Source organism: Chryseobacterium cucumeris, from assembly GCF_001593385.1.
Classification (GTDB): Bacteria; Bacteroidota; Bacteroidia; order Flavobacteriales; family Weeksellaceae; genus Chryseobacterium; species Chryseobacterium cucumeris.
The window spans coordinates 222767-239665 of sequence record NZ_LUVZ01000001.1 but is presented as its reverse complement, the minus strand read 5'-3'; the positions used below and the strand labels follow the sequence as shown (position 1 = coordinate 239665).

Sequence of the window (16899 nt, the reverse complement as noted above, 5' to 3'; positions counted from 1 at the left end):
ATTAACTATAAAAAATTCTGATGATGTACAGAGACGGTGCAAGAAAAAGTATTTGGCAGGAAGAGATCAGAAAATTTTCTGCAGAAACGGATCTCAGCTCATTATTTGACGTTGCCATTGTAGGAGGTGGAATTACAGGAGTTTCAACAGCACTGAAACTTCAGGAATCCGGAAAAAAATGTATTATTCTGGAAGCAGCCAATATAGGATTCGGAACTACTGGCGGCACAACAGCTCATTTGAACGATTTTTTTGATACAACCTTTAATCAGGCTATCCGTGATTTTGGACTGGATAATGCACAACTGTATGCACAATCCGGAACTGATGCCATCAGTATTATTGAAGATAATATTCAGAAATATCAGATCAGCTGTGATTTCACAAGAAAGTCAGCTTACCTTTTTGCCCTGGATGAAAAACAGGAAGAACAGTTAAAAGACATTGTAGAAGGAGCAGCTAAAGTAGGCCACGAAATGAGTTATGTAAATGAAATTCCTTTTCCTATCCCGTTCAGAGAAGCGGTGCTTATTCCTGGTCAGGGGCATTTTCATCCGATAAAATATATTAAAGGACTTTGCGGGGCTTTTATAAAACTGGGCGGTTCTATTCTGGAAAATTGTCTTGTTGAAGAACATGATGAGCAGAAAGACAATGTTATTTTAAAAACCTCCCAGGGAGAAATACAAGCAAAACATGTAGTATATGCCACTCATATTCCGCCGGGAGTGAATCTGCTTCATTTTACTAACGCGCCTTACAGAAGCTATGTGACGGCATTTACTCTGAAAAATGATAAATATCCGCGGGAGTTAGGTTATGATCTCTGTGAACCTTATCATTATTACCGTATTCAGAATATCGATGGTGAAAACTTATTGATTGCAGGCGGTGAAGACCACAAAACAGGACATGCTGATGACACCGGAGCATGCTTCTCAAGGCTTGAAAATTATGTACGGAAATACTTTGATGTGGAAACCATATTCTACAGCTGGTCCAGCCAATATTACGAACCAGTAGATGGGCTTCCATACATTGGGAAATTACCAGAAACTAAGGAAAGAATTTTTGTGGCAACAGGCTTCAGAGGTAACGGAATGATATTCGGGACACTTTCCTCACAAATAATACATGATTTAATCATTACCGGAAAAAGTAAATATGGAGACTTATTTAATCCTTCAAGAATCAAACCTATTGCCGGATTTTCTGATTTTGTGAAGGAAGCAGCAACTGTGGCATTTGATTTTGTGAAAGATAAAATTTTCAAGGATAAAATTGAATCCTTTTCAGAAGTTGGAGAAGGTGAAGCAAAAGTGATCAAATACAAATCCGAATCTTATGCACTGTACAAAGAAAATGATGGCACGTTGCATCTTCTGAGAAGTACCTGTCCACATGCAGGATGTGAAGTGCGGTGGAATAGTGCTGAACTGAGCTGGGACTGCCCATGTCACGGATCCCGGTTTAATGTTAACGGAAAAATCCTTACCGGGCCTACCACAAAGAACCTGCCAAAGGTATTTCCTTACCAAAAACGTGATTTATAAACGTTAAACCTTAAACTTTGAACCCTGAACTCTAACCTTTAAACTCCGAAATATGTCACGCAACAGCTTCCTGTATCGCAACAGCTTAAGTATTGTTCTCATTATCCTGATGATTATTTTTCTTGCAGGACAGTTATTTATGGGCTGGAAAACAGAAAATAAAGAACTTATTGAAAACGGACAGCCTGCTTTAAAGATTGGTGAATACATCCATAGCGGGCATTTTATACAGGCAACTTTTGAAAATTGGGAAAGCGAATTCCTACAGATGATGCTGTATGTTTTATTAACGATTTCCCTGAGACAAAAAGGCTCTAGTGAATCAAAATCTATGACAGAGGACGAAGATGTTGATAAAGAACCCGTACCACACCCAAAAGCACCGTGGCCTGTTAAAAAAGGAGGCATATGGCTGAAACTCTACAAACACTCTTTATCACTCGCTTTTGCCATTCTCTTTCTAGCAAGTTTTATTTTACATTTTTATGGAAGTCTTAAGGATTTCAATGATGAACAGATGATAAAAGGAAATACTGCTGTAACGGCCATTCAATATATTTCAGAATCAAGATTCTGGTTTGAATCTTTTCAAAACTGGCAGAGTGAATTCCTGGCAGTAGCTTCTCTTGTTCTTCTCTCTATATGGCTCCGCGAAAAAGGTTCTCCGGAATCAAAACCCGTTGATATGGCTCATGATGAAACCCCTTGATTTTTATTCATCTTTGGCTTTGTCTGCATAATCGCAAAATATGATGCTGTGAATGCTGACAGGCTTTGGTAACCTACTTTATAAGCTACTTCACTCAAAGTATATTGTTGGGTATCAATTAACTCAATGCTTTTTAAAATTCGGGTTAGCTGGAGGTATTTCTGTAACGTAATTCCTGTTTCATTTTTAAAAATTCTCTGGAGACTTCTCACAGACATTTGTGCTTTTTCGGCTAAAGAAACAATATCCAGATTATATTTAAAATTGGAATTAATATCATTGCACACGGGAATCAGTCTGGTGTCAGTTGGTACAGGGATTTCTAGACCGCTGCTTTCCCTGCAGAAATTAGGAAGACTTTTTAAAATAGCTCTAAAGAAGATATCCTGTTCTTCATTTTCATTCAGAGATTGGTTCCATTTTGAGGCATACAAAAGCATTTCTTTCAAAACAGGTGGAACAGCAAATACCTGAACATTCTGATAAAATTCATCTTCAAAAACAGATTTGAAAAGAAATACCATCAGATTAACGGTTTGTGCCTCTGAGGTAATTTTGTGGGCCCTTCCTGAAGGAATCCAGATGACATGATATTGTGGGACAAGATAAATTTTCCTGTCAATATGAAAATACTGATAACCTTCTTCCACAAATGTAAGCTGGGCACGGGTATGCCTGTGTTCATAATCATCATGTTTCCAGTTTTTTTCGCACCACACATAAGCTTCTTTTTCTATAGAATCTACAAACTGGCTTTCCGTTTTTTCAATCAGTCCACATTTCATATGTCGTTTTGTATGTATATTTTGGCAAATTTAATAAAAACGACAGTAGTAATTTTGTATTATCAATGTAATAGCTACATGATTAATCCAAAATATAATTTATATCTTATTCAGAATGAAAAAACTATGTATTTTTTTTATTTTAATTTTATTATCTAATAACACTTACATCATGGCACAAAATAAAGCTAAAATATTGGTTCTTATCCATTCCGATAATGGTGGAACTTACGAACTGGCTAAAGAAATAGCCAAAGGAATGGAAATTGAAAATAATGCAGTTCCGTATATCAAATTAGTCAAAGCCTCACAAAATCCAACCCTGAAAAATCTTCCTGTAGCAACTGTAGATGAACTAACCTCGTATGATGGAATTGCTTTTGGTTCACCGGTTTATTTCGGGAATATCAGTACGGGGATGAGTGAGTTTTTATCGAAAACCGTTCCGTTGTGGACTAATCACGCTTTGGAAGGAGTTCCTGCCACTGTTTTTATGTCAGCGGGAAGCGGAGCAGGAAAAGAGCTTGCTCTTCAGGCCTTTTGGAACAGTCTTGCTGTGCACGGGATGGTATTGGTATCTAATGGAATTCGTGGAACAGAAGAGCTGAACAAATCTATTCCACAGGGGAATACGGTTTTGGGAGTTACCAGCATGGCTTCATTAAAAGATGTGGAAAGACCAACGAAAGGAGAACGAAATATTGCTGAACTTCAGGGAAGAAATTTCGCAAAAATAGCACTGGCGTTAAAGGATACTCATCCTAAGAAAACAATAGCTGCTGCTGAAAATCACCAGAATTTCAATGAAATATTGAAGCAGAAAAATATTACACTTCCACAGGTTCCAAAACCGGCAGGAAATTATCAGCCGTTTGTACGTTCCGGAAATCTGGTATTTATCAATCAGGTTGCTTTAAAAGACGGGAAAATTTTCAATCCGGGAAAATTAGGTGTTGAAGTAAATGAGCAACAGGTGAAAGATGCTACAAAAGTAACCATGCTGAACGTGATTTCAGTATTAAATGAAGCGGTTGGAGGAGATTTGAGCAAAGTAAAACAATGTGTTCAGCTTACAGGAATCTTCAATACCAAGGATGATTATACAAAACATGCAGATCTGATGAATATTGCTTCCGATCTTGCGGTTGAAGTCTTCGGGGAAAAAGGAAAACATGCCAGAGCTACTTTGGGGGCTTCTTCTATTCCTGTAGGTTCTTCAGTAGAGATTCAGGCAGTTTTTGAAGTAGAGTAGATTTTCATAATCATTAATGTTTTTTACATAAAAATCTGACAGATCTGACAGATTACACCGAGCATAAAAATCTGTGTAATCTGTAAAATCTGCGAGGGATAAAAACCGGGGTATAATTATTTTCCATTATAATTCAACGTTATCTTTGATCATAAACCTTGAAAAAATCTCAGCAATCAAAGGAATACTTTGTTTCAGCTGTTCTTCGGAAAGCGCTCCATAGCTTAATCTGAATCCATTTACATTATTTTGACTATATTGTTTAGGATGAATAATCTTAATATTTTTTTCCAGTAATAAAGTTGTTGCCGCATCCCAATCCAATTGTACTTTAGGAACTATCCAAAAAGCCAGACCACCTTCGGGTAGTGTAAAATCAGCAATATCTTTCATGTTTTTCTTCAACAATTCAAAAACAAAATCTCTTTTGTTCTTATAATGAACGGTTGCTTTTCTGATGTGCTTTTTTATAGCACCTTCTTTAATGAGCTGAAGAACTGCCTGTTCCATGATCACATCTCCATGCACATCAATAATCTTTCTCAGATCACCAATTCTTTTCAGCAGTTCCTGATTTTTAGTGGTCAGATAACCAATCCTCAAAGCGGGAGCTACCACCTTACTTAAAGTTCCGATATACACATAATTGTGCAGTTCGGGAAAACTTGAAATCGGGAGAATAGGACGATATCCGAAGTGAAACTCATTATCATAATCATCTTCAATGATGGTCATATTGTACTGATTTGATAACTCAATCAGTTTTAATCTTCTTGAAAGGCTTAGCGTAACGGTAGTAGGATATTGCCTGTGAGGAGTAATGTATAATGCTTTTATATTTCGATGTTGTTTTAAAAGCTTTTCAACAGCCTCGACACTGATTCCTTCATGATCTACAGGTACAGACAAAAGCTGTGCTCCCGCATACTGAAACGCTTGCCATGCAGGCTGATAGCCGGGATCTTCCACAACAACCATATCACCAGGACTTAAAAGACTCTGAGCAGTAAGGAACATACCCATCTGACTGCCTCGGGTGATAGAAATTTCGTTTTCAAGAATATGCATTCCGCGCTGATGATTAAGCATCTGAGAGATCATTTTTCTAAAATCCAAATCTCCATGTTCATCTCCGTAACCCATCATCTGCCATTTGGCTTTAATACTGAAAATTTGCCTATAAGCTCTTGCCAATTCTGTTACAGGTGCAATTTTACTATCGGGATGCCCGTCATCGAAATTAATTAAAATTCCATTAGGCAAGACCTGTAGATTTTTAGAATCCTGCAATGCATTTGCATTTTTTTCATGTAAGACAGGAAGCTTTTCTGACACGAAAATACCTTTTCTTTCCTTTGAAATTACCCATTCTTCATTGATCAACACCTGATAGGCTTCTACAACAGTGTTTCTGTTTATTTTTAACGTTTGAGCAAGGTTTCGGCTTCCGGGAAGGGCATCCCCTGCTTTTAATCTTCCTGTACGAATATCAGTGATAATAGTATCCGCAATCTGTAGATAAACTGCTTTATCAAGCTTTTTATCAATTTCTAATTCCAATTTCCAAGGCCGTAACATCTGGACTATCTATTTATGTAAAAACTGAATCATTTAAACAGTCCAAATATAGAATAATTTTGTCATGCAATAAAGCACAAAACCATAATAATTTTAAAATCATGGATAAGAAACAATTCAGTTCTAAAGATTTCCACGAAACTTTTGCAAGACCTAAGTATGTAAAACCAAGCCATTTGATCCATAAAAATGTAGAAAATGCTGGAGAGCATAATCAGTTTTCAACAGAAAGAAAGCATCCTGTTTTCTTTGTAGATCTTCCGAGTAAGAATGTCAGTATGACGATTGGAGGTTTAACTCCCGGGCAGCAAACCAACAGACACCGCCATACTTATGAAACTGTATTATTTGTAATTGAAGGAAAAGGTTGGACAGAAGTAGAGGATGAGAGAGTATATTGGGAAGCTGGCGATGCTGTATATATTCCTTCCTGGGCCTGGCATAAACACCAGAATCTGAGCGATACCGAACCTGCCAAATATATCGCTTGTGAAAATGCTCCTCAGCTGCAGAACTTAGGAGTCGCTTTGAGAGAGGAAGAAGGAAGAGACCTCTAATATCAATATTTTAAACTTTTAAACAAAAAACATGAAAAATGTACCGTTCAAAGGGATTATAGCCTATCCTATAACCCCTTTTGATAAAAACGAAAAAGTAGATATTCCGCTTTTCAAGCATTTGGTAGAAAGGCTGATCACTTCCGGAAGCCATGGTATTGCTCCATTGGGAAGTACAGGAGTCATGCCTTATCTGTCTGACGAAGAAAAAGAAGAAGTTACTGAAGCTACTTTACAGCAGGTAAAAGGTAGAATTCCGACATTGGTAGGGGTTTCTAATCTTACAACAGAAAAAACAATTCACCATGCCCAGTTCGCAGAAAAAGCTGGAGCAGATGCGGTAATGATTATCCCGATGAGTTACTGGAAGCTGACGGATGATGAAATTGTAGCGCATTATGATGCCGTTGCCCGTAAGATTTCCATTCCGATTATGGCGTACAATAATCCGGCAACAAGTGGAGTAGACATGTCTCCGGCTTTGCTGAAAAGGCTGCTTGAAATTCCCAATGTAACGATGATCAAAGAAAGTACGGGAGACATCCAGAGAATGCATTATCTAAGGCGGGAACTTGGAGAAGAGGTTGCATTCTATAACGGTTCAAATCCTTTGGCTCTGGCTGCATTTTCTGCGGGAGCGAGAGGCTGGTGCACTGCAGCTCCCAATCTCATTCCTGAATTGAATATCAGTCTTTATAATGCAGTGGAGGAAGGTGATCTTGAGAAAGCAAAAATAATTTTCTATCAGCAGTTTGATCTTTTAAAATTTATTGTGAACAAAGGATTGCCAAGAGCGGTGAAATCGGGTCTCAATATTCTGGGTGAAGATGGCGGAAATTTGAGAAGTCCTTTAAAACCTTTACACGAAAAAGAAACCGAAGAATTAAAAAATATTATTGCAACGCTTATTAATTAGTACAATCCTATGAAAAAGTCCATTTTTTATCATGCAGGATGCCCTGTATGTATCAGTGTAGAACATGATATTGTTAGCCTTATAGGTTCGGAAAATGTTGAGATTATCCATTTAGGTGATGACAAAAGCAAAATTGAAGATGCTGAAAAAGCGGGTGTAAAATCTGTACCAGCTTTAGTAACTCCCAACGGAAATGTTCTTCATATTAATTTTGGAGCGTCTATGGAGGATGTGAAAAATTAGAATTTCACTAATTTAGTATAAACGGCTCAATTTCTTGAGCCGTTTTTTATCTTGCAGATTATACAGATTACGCAGATAATTACATAGAAATCTGCTTAATTTGCAACATCTGCGAGAGATTTTTTTATTCCGGACTTTTTAAATCGTTGCATTTCCCTCAACACCGTCAGAATTATTGGTTTTGTTTCCGGTTATGGCAGAAGCTACAAAACTGAAAAGGCTTACCAGTTTCCCTGCTTTGGTATCCCAATAATAGGTTTCTTTAGGTTCTACGCGGATGATGGTAACATTGGGGTCATCTTTTCCGTCAAACCAGGCTTTAGCCAGAGGAGACCATTTATCTTCGATCGTTGCTTTATCTTTATAAACAGAAGCTTTTCCGTAAACGGAAAGATATTGGGAATCGCTGTTGTTCATAAAAAACAGTTGTACTCTACGGTCTTCTTTTATCTCAAAATTTTTGTTACTGGTACCACTGCTTATGAACCATAGATTTCCGCTGTCGTCTGTTTCCTGCAGGGTCATGGGTCTTGAATTGATGGGAGTGGTTTCCAGTTCTGTACAGAACATACATATTCTTGCATTTTCTGACAATTCTTTGATCTTTTTGATCGCTTCCAGATGGGTAAGGTTTTCTGTTGACATATTCTTATATTTTAGTGATTGGTAAGTAGTATAAGATTCAAATACCTGACCAAAAGAGGATAAAATGTGGTATCTTACATGGATTTCTTTTAGTTTTTTTTGAAATCGCAAAGAAGCAGAATAATTTTTAATACTATATAAGATGCAAGCATTTCATCAATTTCTATCTTTTGCAGATCATACAGATTTCGCGGATGATTGTATATATCTGCATAATTAAATTCTGCAAGAGAATTAAATGTTTGATTTTACATCTCTTGAATTCAGATATTGTCTTTTTCTGCCCATAAGTTTTCTGTAAATTTGATGAATGCAGATTTCGCCTCCCAAACACCTGGCTTCTTATATCAGACATTATATCTTTTTGGAAAATTCCCGGGAGGATATAAAAAGAATTTTCATAGCTTGCTTAGAATTTTTTTGTCAATATAAAAAGTACCAAACGGAATAAAGCAGGCCAAAATTACCTTCCATGTTATTTCTTTAAATTTCCAGTTCTGCTCTACGCCCACACTCAGTGTATTGAACAGGAAGAGTAGGAATAATGTTCCGTGCACAGGGCCAATGAGTCTTACCCATAAAGGATTGTCCATCCAGTATTTCATAGGGACTGCAATAAATATCAGAATCAGTAAGGAAATTCCTTCCAAAATAGCCAGAATCCTAAGCCGGCCGATTTTTGTTTTAAATAAATTGATCATAATTATCTGAAATAAGGTCTGTTTGCAAAAGGAGAAAAAGGCCACGGAATGGCAATGAAAATAATAATCAATGCGATAGAAAACCAGAGTCCCATTGTCTTAAATTGTTCTTTATCTGACAATTTTCTTTTGGCTAATGCAGAGCCGATCGTGATGATAATAATGGCTGTAATCATCAGCGAAATATGGATTAGTCCGAAAAATACATGTTCCAAAGAGTCTTTGGCTTCGTTAAAATTTTTCCAGAAGTATCGGATCATTGGGCTTTTAAAATAAAATATCATTCCTATGGCCAGCTGAATATGAGCTATCGTTGCAGTCCAGTGCCTTACCTTGTTATCTGCTCCTGTAAATTTTCTGTTGGAAGAATATCCTTTGAAAGAACGATAAATTGCATAAATCAAGCTTATTAAGACCAACCATCGGGTGAGGGAATGTAAAAAAGTAAGGGTTTGATACATCGTTTTTTTTTGAACACAACAAAGGTAAAATAAAAACATACTGCTTAGTATGTTTTTTGAGAAAAAATTATTGAAGCGTGTTGAAATAAGACTTAAGTCCTTTTAAATAAATAAGATATACTTCTTTTGAATTTTCTAACTTACCCAGATTTCTTATTCCCCAATAGCCTGAAATAACAAAAACACTTACTTCTTTTGCATTTACTTCTTTGTTGATGATTCCTGCTTCTTTACCTTTCTCAATACTTTCTGCAAGAGCCTGTTCCCATTCTTTTGAAAGTTCATGCAAAGCCTGTGTAAAAGCATGATGCCATGGTGCCATTTGCTGTACGAAATTTGAAGTAGGGCAGCCATATTCCACTTTTAAAAAGTCGTTTTCAATCAGTAAATGGAACATGATATCATAAATACTGTCTAAAGGATTCTGACTGTTTTGAAGAGAGTTTATGAAAATCTTTCTGAAATTGGGCTTCATCAGATCCGTAATAATAGCGAGTCCCATATCATCCTTGGTTTTAAAATGATAATAAAAAGCACCCTTCGTCACCTGAGTCGTTGCGATAATTTCATCAATGCTTGTAGTCTGAAAACCTTTCACATAGATCAATTCGAATGCTTTCTGGAGAATAGTAAGACGGGTTGCTTCTGATTTCTTCATTAAAACTGATGATAATATTTTACAAAGGAACACATTTTAAATGTAAAATAAAACTATCATTATTCTGATACTTTGATACAATTTAAATAATTTTTATAATACAGATATTCGTCGGAACTTTGCCTTGTCAATCTCAACAAATTACAAGACAATGAACTTTCAAAAAGAAATACAGATCAATACCGCATCAAAGACTGTTAAAAAAGGTCTTCCTGCAGCACTTTGGGCATTAACGATAAGTGCCTTTGGAATTGGAACTACAGAATTTGTTATTGTAGGCCTGCTTCCCACAGTAGCTTCTGACCTTGGAATTACTATTCCTTCTGCAGGGCTACTGGTAAGTCTTTATGCGATAGGAGTAGCTATCGGAGCACCGATATTAACGGCATTAACAGGGAAAGTACCACGCAAAATGCTTCTGGTTTCCATTATGATGCTATTTGTTATTGGAAACGGACTGGCGTCTATAGCTCCCAGCTTTATAACATTAATTCTGGCAAGAATACTTACGGGGTTGGCCCATGGAGTTTATTTTTCCATAGGTTCTACCATTGCAGCTTCGCTGGTCTCTGAAGAGAAGAGAGCCACAGCCATTTCTATTATGTTTGCCGGACTTACTCTTGCGATTGTAACAGGAGTTCCACTGGGAACATTTATAGGACAGCATTTCGGATGGAGAGCAACTTTCATAGGGGTTTCAATCCTTGGAATTATAGGGTTGATAGCCAGTTTGTTATTAGTTCCAAATAACCTTAAAAATGGGAAAACTGCATCTTTAAAGAGTCAGTTTAAAGTATTGGGAAACAGACGTTTGATTTTTGCTTTTTTAATGACTGCGATGGGGTATGGAGGTACGTTTGTAGTATTTACCTATCTGTCACCTATTTTACAGAAAATTACGGGATTTCAGGAATTTACGGTCACTTTTATCCTTTTGATTTATGGAATTGCCATTGCTTTAGGAAACCTCATTGGTGGGAAAGTAGCGAATAAAAATCCTCTGAAAGCTCTTTTATGGATGTTTGCAGCACAGGGATTGGTATTGCTTGCGTTTTATTTTACAGTAAGCAGTCCGGTTTTAAGCATCATTACTCTTTTTCTTTTAGGAGCTTTATCATTTGCTTCTGTTCCCGGACTTCAGTTATTGGTGGTACAGATTGCTGAAAAAGAAGTCCCGGGAACTGAGGATGTAGCTTCAGGGATCAATATTGCGGCTTTTAATATCGGTATTGCAATCGGATCTTATGCTGGAGGAATGATTGTTACCTCTTCCTTAGGTTTGGCAAGTACGCCATGGATAGGTGCTTTATTTCTGTTGGTTACGGTATTGATTACAGTCTACAGTATTCGTTTAAGCAAGAAAAATTAAGATTTCACGAATCGTTTTTATAATAATTTCTAAGCTATGCTTCATAGCGAAAACTACAAACCAGGATGTTAGAGGCATGTAAATGATGGTTTTATAAAGGCAGGTTTTTATCTGCCTTTTATTTTTTCTTAAAATATTTTCAGTTTAAAAAATCTCTTTAATTCTGATTATGTAGCATGTATAAAATTACAATTTTCTGATTATAGAATAGACTTCGTTATTTAAATTGTATTAATTGAAATTATTGAAAATTAATTATTTAACATAAAATAATAATTCGTTTCTGAGATGAGTTATTGTGTACATTTATATTCAAATTTAAAAACACAAATAATGAAAAATTTAAAAAAATTATCCCGAAACGAACTTAAAGCGGTAAAAGCAGGTCAAGTTTGGATTGCCGAAACTTCTTGCGGTATAACAGCTACGACGACTCAGGACTGGACACCACAACAAGCAGAATGGCGTGAAAGGGTTGAAGCTATTAATTGTAAAACACCTATCTATTCTGGCTCTGATCCTAAACATCTTGCAGCTAGCCTTAATTAATGTAAATTGAAGCACTTATAGTAGAAGATATTTGATTATAAGTGCTATTTAAAAATGAAATCTCGCCTATGGATTGCCATAAAAAGTTACTTCAACTATTCATTCTGTTGTATAGTGTTTTATCCTATAGCCAATCATACAAACAAGATACTTTACGTGGTGAGTTCACATATATGTTAAGAGCCAAATTTGATACGCGAACAGATAACAAATATGAAGACCAATTTTTGTTACAAATAGGTGATAATTGTGCATTTTTTGCAAATGCAGTATCACTTAAAGGAGATTCAGTAATGGCAAACTCAGGAACAACAACAAATAATCCAGATGGAAGTATAACACTGGGTTGGAAAAAAGGAACGGTAATTCCAAAAACAGACTTTAACTTTACCATTATACAAACTCATGAAAACATACAATATTTTGATTCAGTTTTCATGTCATTGTTCACCTATAAAGAACTGGAAGCTTATAAATGAAACTAAAGTAATCAATACGATTAATTGTAAAAAAGCGGAAGTTACCTTTAAAGGAAGAAACTGGATTGCATGGTATGCTCCTGAAATTCCGTTTCCGTACGGGCCAATGAAATTCAGTGGATTACCTGGTTTAATCATAAAAATCACCGATGAAAAAGGAGATTATGATTTTGAATTGGTAAAATCTATTTCTAACTCTCAATTAAAAAACAAACGAATCAATATGAAGAAAAGCAGATACACCGGAGCTGCAGAAACCACACAGGCAAAATTAAAACAGGCACAAAGCAATGCTGAAACGAATGCAGCAGGTGTACTTGCTAGTTATGGAACTACCATTATAAAAGGACAGGAAATACTGAAGAAAAGAGAAAAAGAAAGAAAAGAGAATAAGAAATATGAAAATCTCCTGGAGTTAACACCTTAAGTGATCATATTTCATAAATTTCTTCATCTGTAAATACAAAAAATGTACTTTTCTTAGGCAGGTTTTTTGTATCTAATCCTGTGAATTCGCTGAAAGCAGGTAATAATAATTGATTGTTGCTGAGAGCAAAGCATGGAAGTCTGATGTTTTTAACAGCAGAATTCAGCACAATTCCTGGGTGGATATGTCCGGTAATCTGGAATCCGGATGCTGTTGCATCAAAATCATGAATAAAAGTGATGCCTTCTATTTCAAGTAATTCAGATTTATAATTAAAGCATAACTTTTCTTCCAGAGGTTTTGAGATCCGGTCATGATTTCCCTCAATAAGATAAAACTTCATATCTGGATACTGATTTTTCCACCTGCAGAATTCATCTACATCAGAATTGTCTCCGGCATGAAGTAGATCTCCGACTACAATAAATTTTTCAGGCTGAAAATATGCAATCAGCGCTGACAATCTTTCCATATCACTTTTCATAATATGATTGGCCAGTGCAATGCCGTTTTTACGAAAATGAGCGGTTTTTCCAATATGCAGATCAGATAGAATCAAGGCTTTTTCTTTTTGCCAGAATGCTGCCCGCTGGTTGGTGAGAATGAAACTTTCGTTTTGGATGGAAATATTTTTAGTTGCTATCAACACTTAATAAATTGAAAATTGAAGGTTTAAAGTTAATCTATTTAAACCAGATCAGCTAACTTTCCTGCTTACATGAAATTTCTCATCAAAAATATAAGTCAGTGGAAAACCAGTAGCAATTTCTCTTTCTAAAATTTCTTCAGGAGAAAGATGTTCCAGATACATGATAAGCGCTCGTAAACTGTTGCCATGCGCTACAATTAATACATTTTCCCCTTGTTTCAGCAACGGCCTTATCTGGCTTTCAAAATAAGGGATTACTCTGTTGTAAGTATCTTTAAGGCTTTCTCCACCTGGTGGAACTACATCAAATGATCTGCGCCAGGTATGAACCTGTTCATCACCATATTTCAGAGCCGTTTCTGCTTTGTTGAGCCCTTCAAGATTTCCGTAAGAACGTTCATTTAATGCTTTATCTTTAACGACAGGAATATCCGGATTTCCTATTTCATCCAGAATGACAGAGAGGGTATGCTGGGCTCTGATCAGGGCAGAAGTGAATGCTATATCTATTCTTTCTCCTCTCAGCGCAATACCTGCTTTTTTTGCTTCTTCAATACCGGTTTCAGTTATATCGATATCTTTCCACCCTGTAAATCTGTTTTCCAGATTCCAGAGTGACTGTCCGTGACGGACTAAGAACAATTTTTCCATTTTTAAATTTTATTTCAACTTCTAAGAAGGTATACTCTAAGTTACGATGATTATTTAAACTTATCAAGAAAATTAACGTAGAATATTAGGTAATGAATAAGATTTAAAATAGCGTGGATTTATTGAGAAAAATATTGAATTAATCATCAAATATCATTTATATCAGACAGTTTCAGCATTCTTTTAATTCTCGCATCCAGTCCTTCACTTGAAAGCGTTTGTCGTAAACTGTCCACTTTAATAGGAAAACTTAACGGAGTAAATGATCGGGAATATTTTAAAATAATTTCAGATTTTTCAATTCTTTTAAAAGCTTCTACAAGCCGCTGTTCCTGAAGTTGCATATTAAAAACTTCTGTATACGCCTGTTTTATTAAAAAATGATTGGAATCATGGTCTTCCAATACTTTAAAAATCAGTCCGGCAGAACTCTGTAATGATTTGTTAGAACGTTGTTGCCCGGCATAATTTTGAATCACCATTCCTGAAATCACTGCAATATCACGAAATTTTCTCCTTGCCATTTCCGCAGAATTGATACTTGCGATCACATCATTCATCAGATTCTCTCTGCTTAAAATCTGTTGAAGATTGTCTTCATTTAAAGGAATTTCTTTATCACTGAACAGTTCAAATCCATAATCATTCATCGCCATAGAAAAGGATATTGGAGCCAGTTTCGAGATCCGATAGGCAATCAGGGCAGCCATTACTTCATGAACCAGACGTCCTTCAAAAGGATACATAAACAAATGATATCCTTCACGGTTTTTGATCAATTCCACCAGAAACTCATCTTCTTTTGGAATATGGGAGTTTTTTTCCTGGTTCTTTAAAAGTGGGTGTAAAAATTTAAGCTCTTTTTCCGAAGCTTTCGGATTTAAGGCATGTGACAGTTTTTCTCTAAGAAAATGCCCCAGATTGGAGCTCAAAGGAAGCCTTCCGCCAAGATAGCTCGGAACCAGGGCTCTTCCTTTAGCTGCTCTTACATATACCGTCATATCTTTAATGATAACAACTTCCAGTGTACGTCCGGCCAGAATAAATTTTTCTTCTTTTTTTAATTTTGAAATAAAATATTCTTCAATCATTCCGATATAGCCACCGGAAATAAATTTTACCTTCAACATGGCATCACTCACAATCACACCCATATTCATCCGGTGGAGCATAGCGATTTTTCTTGAAGTTACTTTATAAAGACCATCTTCCATAATGACGATTTTATGAAACTCTTCATAGCTTTTCAACACACTGCCGCCAATCGTAAGAAATTCCAGGATGCTTTTCCATTCTTCATCCAGCATTTCCTGAAAGGCATATACTTTTTTAATTCTTGGGTACAGTTCATCAGGATAAAAGCCGTCTCCAACCGCCAATGTCATCAGAAACTGAACCAGCACATCGAAACATAAAACCTGTGGCTCTCTGGGCTCAACCACTTTCTGTTTTACAGCTTCTTTTAGAGCTGAAACCTCGATCAGTTCCAAAGAATGGGTGGGAACACAATAGATTTTTGAAGTTTCAAAAGGAGAGTGGCCACTACGTCCGGCTCTTTGAAGAAAGCGTGCAACGCCTTTGGCAGAACCAATTTGAATAACCGTGTCTACAGGTTTAAAATCAATTCCGAGGTCTAAAGATGATGTGGAAACCACAGCTTTTAATTTTCCTGAACTTAAATTTTCTTCAATCCAGATTCTTAAATGAGCATCAATGGAACTGTGATGGATAGCGATCTGACCTGCAAAATCAGGATAAGCATCGAGTAAAAGCTGGTACCACATTTCACTCTGACTTCTGGTATTCGTAAATACAATGGTAGATTTTGATTCCAGAATAATAGGAACAACTTTATCTGCAAGTTTGTTTCCAAGATGTCCTGCCCATGGCAATATCTCGATTTCATCCGGGAATACCGGCAGAATATCTATTTTCTTATGTTCTTTGGCTGTAATTTTTGTCTTTTTAATATCATACGGAATAAGCACTTCCATGGCTTCATCCAGATTTCCTATGGTTGCGGTGATTCCCCATATTTTGATCTTCGGAACATATTTTTTAAGCTGAGAGATACCAAGTTCTACCATGACACCACGCTTTGAACCCAATAATTCATGCCATTCATCCACTGCTACACATTTCATATCCCGGAAAAATGTTTCATTATTTTTTTGTGCCAGAAGTAGATGAAGGCTTTCAGGAGTTACAACAAGAATTTCAGGCATCTTTTTTACCTGCTGTTGTCTAACTTTCGGATCCGTATCTCCGTTTCTTACGCCTACAGCCCAATCAAGCCCGATTTCATCAATGGCTTCCTGCATCGCTTTTGCAATATCTTTGGACAAAGATCGGAGTGGCGTAATCCAGATCATTTTTAATCCTTTCTTATATTGTTCAGGATGATTCAGAAAATCTGAAATTAAGGCTAAAAAAACAGAAAAAGTTTTTCCAAAACCCGTAGGAGCAACCACCATTCCGCTGTATCCGTTTCCAAATTTTTTCCAGGTTTCCAGCTGAAATCTGAAAGGGGCAATACCTTTATCCGTCATCCATTGCTGAATGATCTTTAGTCCGTTGGTATGTTCAAAAGCTGCCAATTTTATTTTTTATTTTGTTTTAACGCAAAAGGGGCTAAGAATTTATGTGATATTGTTTAATTTTCGATCGCAAGGACGTTTCACTCAGTAAAGACAATTCTTACTATCGGTGAACGTAGT

General features: G+C 36.4%; 19 protein-coding genes. 10 read left to right on the top strand and 9 right to left on the bottom strand.

Annotated elements, in window-relative coordinates:
* Positions 1 to 20: 20 nt before the first annotated feature.
* Positions 21 to 1553 carry an FAD-dependent oxidoreductase gene (locus A1704_RS01100; protein ID WP_202967935.1) on the top strand — a complete coding sequence of 511 codons (1533 nt, stop codon included), beginning with the start codon at positions 21 to 23 and terminating at the stop codon, positions 1551 to 1553.
* A 52-nt stretch (positions 1554 to 1605) separates the two neighbouring features.
* Positions 1606 to 2262, top strand: a complete 657-nt coding sequence (locus tag A1704_RS01095) for a DUF6766 family protein (protein ID WP_062669656.1) — start codon at positions 1606 to 1608, stop codon at positions 2260 to 2262.
* On the opposite strand, the gene A1704_RS01090 is transcribed toward A1704_RS01095, so the two are convergent.
* Positions 2244 to 3047: an AraC family transcriptional regulator gene (locus A1704_RS01090; RefSeq protein WP_062669654.1), complete on the bottom strand. Its 804-nt coding sequence runs from the start codon at positions 3045 to 3047 to the stop codon at positions 2244 to 2246. The two genes, A1704_RS01095 and A1704_RS01090, sit on opposite strands and share 19 nt — an antisense overlap.
* A gap of 115 nt (positions 3048 to 3162) precedes the next feature.
* On the opposite strand from A1704_RS01090, the gene A1704_RS01085 reads away from it, so the two are divergent.
* Entirely contained in the window at positions 3163 to 4299 is a 1137-nt protein-coding gene (locus A1704_RS01085; RefSeq protein ID WP_062669652.1) for an NAD(P)H:quinone oxidoreductase, read from the top strand.
* Positions 4300 to 4425: 126 nt separating this feature from the next.
* Here the strand turns inward: A1704_RS01085 and pdxR are convergent, their stop codons facing one another.
* Complete coding sequence (gene pdxR / locus A1704_RS01080) at positions 4426 to 5877, bottom strand: MocR-like pyridoxine biosynthesis transcription factor PdxR (protein ID WP_062669650.1); 1452 nt, start codon at positions 5875 to 5877, stop codon at positions 4426 to 4428.
* 101 nt (positions 5878 to 5978) lie between these two features.
* Between pdxR and A1704_RS01075 the strand changes: the two genes are divergently transcribed.
* From A1704_RS01075 to A1704_RS01065, 3 genes are read left to right on the top strand one after another with little or no spacing between them, the layout of a single operon-like run.
* On the top strand, positions 5979 to 6434 hold the full coding sequence (locus tag A1704_RS01075; RefSeq protein ID WP_062669648.1) for a cupin domain-containing protein: 456 nt from the start codon (positions 5979 to 5981) through the stop codon (positions 6432 to 6434).
* Between the two features lie 31 nt (positions 6435 to 6465).
* A complete protein-coding gene (locus A1704_RS01070; protein ID WP_062669646.1) occupies positions 6466 to 7350 on the top strand; it encodes a dihydrodipicolinate synthase family protein in 885 nt (294 codons plus the stop codon).
* Positions 7351 to 7359: 9 nt separating this feature from the next.
* Positions 7360 to 7593 carry a hypothetical protein gene (locus A1704_RS01065; RefSeq protein ID WP_062669643.1) on the top strand — a complete coding sequence of 78 codons (234 nt, stop codon included), beginning with the start codon at positions 7360 to 7362 and terminating at the stop codon, positions 7591 to 7593.
* A 138-nt stretch (positions 7594 to 7731) separates the two neighbouring features.
* Here A1704_RS01065 and A1704_RS01060 read toward each other — a convergent pair whose 3' ends face one another.
* The 4 genes from A1704_RS01060 to A1704_RS01045 form a co-directional block, all read right to left on the bottom strand.
* Positions 7732 to 8238, bottom strand: coding sequence for a pyridoxamine 5'-phosphate oxidase family protein (locus A1704_RS01060; RefSeq protein ID WP_062669636.1), 507 nt, complete (start codon positions 8236 to 8238; stop codon positions 7732 to 7734).
* Positions 8239 to 8636: 398 nt separating this feature from the next.
* Complete coding sequence (locus A1704_RS01055; protein ID WP_062669634.1) at positions 8637 to 8939, bottom strand: DUF3817 domain-containing protein; 303 nt, start codon at positions 8937 to 8939, stop codon at positions 8637 to 8639.
* A 2-nt stretch (positions 8940 to 8941) separates the two neighbouring features.
* Positions 8942 to 9400 (bottom strand): hypothetical protein, encoded by a 459-nt coding sequence (locus tag A1704_RS01050; protein WP_062669633.1) that lies wholly within the window; start codon positions 9398 to 9400, stop codon positions 8942 to 8944.
* A gap of 67 nt (positions 9401 to 9467) precedes the next feature.
* Positions 9468 to 10058: a TetR/AcrR family transcriptional regulator gene (locus A1704_RS01045; RefSeq protein WP_062669631.1), complete on the bottom strand. Its 591-nt coding sequence runs from the start codon at positions 10056 to 10058 to the stop codon at positions 9468 to 9470.
* Between the two features lie 151 nt (positions 10059 to 10209).
* Here A1704_RS01045 and A1704_RS01040 point away from each other — a divergent pair, with 151 nt between their 5' ends.
* From A1704_RS01040 to A1704_RS23960, 4 genes are all read left to right on the top strand, one after another.
* Positions 10210 to 11427: an MFS transporter gene (locus A1704_RS01040; RefSeq protein ID WP_062669629.1), complete on the top strand. Its 1218-nt coding sequence runs from the start codon at positions 10210 to 10212 to the stop codon at positions 11425 to 11427.
* A 333-nt stretch (positions 11428 to 11760) separates the two neighbouring features.
* Entirely contained in the window at positions 11761 to 11976 is a 216-nt protein-coding gene (locus A1704_RS01035; RefSeq protein ID WP_062669627.1) for a bacteriocin-like protein, read from the top strand.
* Positions 11977 to 12044: 68 nt separating this feature from the next.
* Complete coding sequence (locus A1704_RS24630; protein WP_062669625.1) at positions 12045 to 12455, top strand: hypothetical protein; 411 nt, start codon at positions 12045 to 12047, stop codon at positions 12453 to 12455.
* Entirely contained in the window at positions 12382 to 12882 is a 501-nt protein-coding gene (locus A1704_RS23960; protein ID WP_062669623.1) for a GLPGLI family protein, read from the top strand. The genes A1704_RS24630 and A1704_RS23960 overlap by 74 nt, the downstream gene beginning before the upstream one ends.
* Positions 12883 to 12886: 4 nt before the next feature.
* Here A1704_RS23960 and pdeM read toward each other — a convergent pair whose 3' ends face one another.
* The 3 genes from pdeM to A1704_RS01010 all read right to left on the bottom strand — a co-directional run bounded on the left by pdeM (position 12887) and on the right by A1704_RS01010 (position 16779).
* On the bottom strand, positions 12887 to 13528 hold the full coding sequence (gene pdeM, locus A1704_RS01020; RefSeq protein WP_157885740.1) for a ligase-associated DNA damage response endonuclease PdeM: 642 nt from the start codon (positions 13526 to 13528) through the stop codon (positions 12887 to 12889).
* Positions 13529 to 13579: 51 nt separating this feature from the next.
* Positions 13580 to 14182, bottom strand: coding sequence for a 2,3-bisphosphoglycerate-dependent phosphoglycerate mutase (locus tag A1704_RS01015; RefSeq protein ID WP_062669619.1), 603 nt, complete (start codon positions 14180 to 14182; stop codon positions 13580 to 13582).
* A gap of 146 nt (positions 14183 to 14328) precedes the next feature.
* On the bottom strand, positions 14329 to 16779 hold the full coding sequence (locus A1704_RS01010; RefSeq protein ID WP_082798675.1) for a ligase-associated DNA damage response DEXH box helicase: 2451 nt from the start codon (positions 16777 to 16779) through the stop codon (positions 14329 to 14331).
* Positions 16780 to 16899 lie beyond the last annotated feature (120 nt).